This window comes from Streptomyces sp. NPDC051172 (assembly GCF_040682555.1).
GTDB lineage: Bacteria > Actinomycetota > Actinomycetes > Streptomycetales > Streptomycetaceae > Streptomyces.
This window is the reverse complement of the sequence record NZ_JBFBBE010000318.1, coordinates 1-1,678: the sequence shown is the minus strand read 5'-3', so window position 1 is coordinate 1,678 and position 1,678 is coordinate 1. Positions and strand designations below refer to the sequence as shown.

The window sequence follows — 1,678 nt, the reverse complement described above, 5'->3', positions numbered from 1 at the left end:
GAGCCTTCGCCATCTTCGAACGTGCAGGTCGGAGGGGCTGGTGTGCGGTTTGGTCGGGGTGCTCGGGCTGGTCGCGGGCGCGAGTCCTCGGTCTTGATCGTCCGTCAGTCGTCGGTCAGCGGTTGACTTCGATGTTCGTCAGGACGAGCAGGGCGCGCAGGAGGGCGGTGGCGCGGCCGGGGTTGGTGCGGAGCTTCGTCAACACGCGCCAGTTCTTCAGGTGGGCGAATCCGTGTTCGACCGGGGCGCGTCCGGCGGCCGGCACGCGGTTGGCCTCCTTCTGGCCGGGGGTCAGCTTGCGGGTGCGGGTGGCCTTGTAGCCGGTGACGATGACCAGGTCATCGGGGTCGTCGGGGTTGTCCACGCCAATGAAGCCCAGGTCGGCGAGCGCCCCGAGGCCGGCGGCCTTCAAGTGGTCGACGATGTGCTCGTGGCGGGCGGCCTTCGCGTCGTGGGTGCGGCCCGGCCGGGCCGCCGAGATCCAGACCAGGCGGCCCTTCTCGTCGGTCAGGGCGAGGAAGTGCAGGCCGTGGCGGTGGTGCTTGCCGGAATAGTTGCGCCGGTCCTCGGCTCCGGTGCGGCGCTCGGTCGGTATCAAGGTGCCGTCGAGCAGCACGACCTCCCCATCGCGCTTCGCGATCTTCTTCAGGGCACGGTCCAGGCGCGGGGCCTTCGCGGCGAGCAGGCCGATCATCTCGTCGCGCCAGCGCCGCAGGGTGGATTCGGGCACGTCGTTGCCGCCGGCCAGGTCGAGTACGCGCTGGTCGTGCCGCAGGTTGGCCAGGACCAGCAGGGCGATCCGGGCCGGCGGCAGCGTACGGAACGGGGACTTGATCGCCTTCAGGTGCTCGCGCAGCAGGCCGGCCATGTACTCGACGGTGTGCGTGGACACGTTGAGGCGGCACTGGTAAACAAGTGAGACGCCCTCGGCGGGCGTGTTGTTTTTCGTCACACAATCTCAACAGCCGCCGAGGGCACCCCGGTTACGGCCGCATCCACCATCTTGACATCTCTTGCCACGATCTGTGTCGGTGCTGGTCACAGGCGTGCGGCGAAGCGTCCGTCGGCCAGCTTGCGCAGCCAACCCCGCTCGGCGAGCTTGGTCAGCTTCCCGCGCAGCGGCTCCAGTTTGCCCCGCACGCTGGTGTCCAGGCCCAGCACCTCGGCGACCGCGCGGGTCGCCACCGGAGCTCCGGCCTGGTGGACCGCAGCCATGATCCGCTGGTAGTCCGGCGGCAGCGCGCTCTCGTCCATGCCACCCTCGCGGTGCGGGACCAGCAGCACCGCACGGCCCGCGACCTGCACCGCGACCGGCGCGGCCTCCTCAGCCACCGCGTGTTCGGCGGCGAACTGTTCGGCCATGCGCTGCCAGACCCGTTCGGCCACGGCGAGTTCGTCACGCTCGGCCCGCACCTGGTCGAGCTGCTTGACCAGCTGCTCTTCGAGTTCGTCCAGTTCCGTGCGCCGCGCGGCGATCCGTACCACGATCTCGGACTCCGTCATGCAGCGGATCGTAGGCGGCCCCCTGGCCGGGACGCACAGGAACCGGCGAAACCGCCCCGGCGCGACCTGCCAGACGATCAAGACCGCAGACTTGCGCCCGCGACCAGCCCGAGTATCCCCACCCAACCGCACGCCAGAGCCTCCGACCAGGCATGTTCGAAGATGGCGATGACTC

General features: G+C 69.7%; 2 protein-coding genes. Both read right to left on the bottom strand.

Features of this window, described 5'->3' with window-relative positions; translation table 11 throughout:
• Positions 1-115: 115 nt before the first annotated feature.
• Entirely contained in the window at positions 116-952 is an 837-nt protein-coding gene (locus tag AB0N07_RS50695; RefSeq protein WP_365847739.1) for a transposase family protein, read from the bottom strand.
• An 86-nt stretch (positions 953-1,038) separates the two neighbouring features.
• A complete protein-coding gene (locus AB0N07_RS50690) occupies positions 1,039-1,503 on the bottom strand; it encodes a hypothetical protein (protein ID WP_365847737.1) in 465 nt (154 codons plus the stop codon).
• Between the last annotated feature and the right edge of the window lie 175 nt (positions 1,504-1,678).

Excerpts from the sequence above, each read along its gene's own strand:
- AB0N07_RS50690 (WP_365847737.1), bottom strand. The coding sequence starts at position 1,503 with ATGACGGAGTCCGAGATCGTGGTACGGATCGCCGCGCGGCGCACGGAA.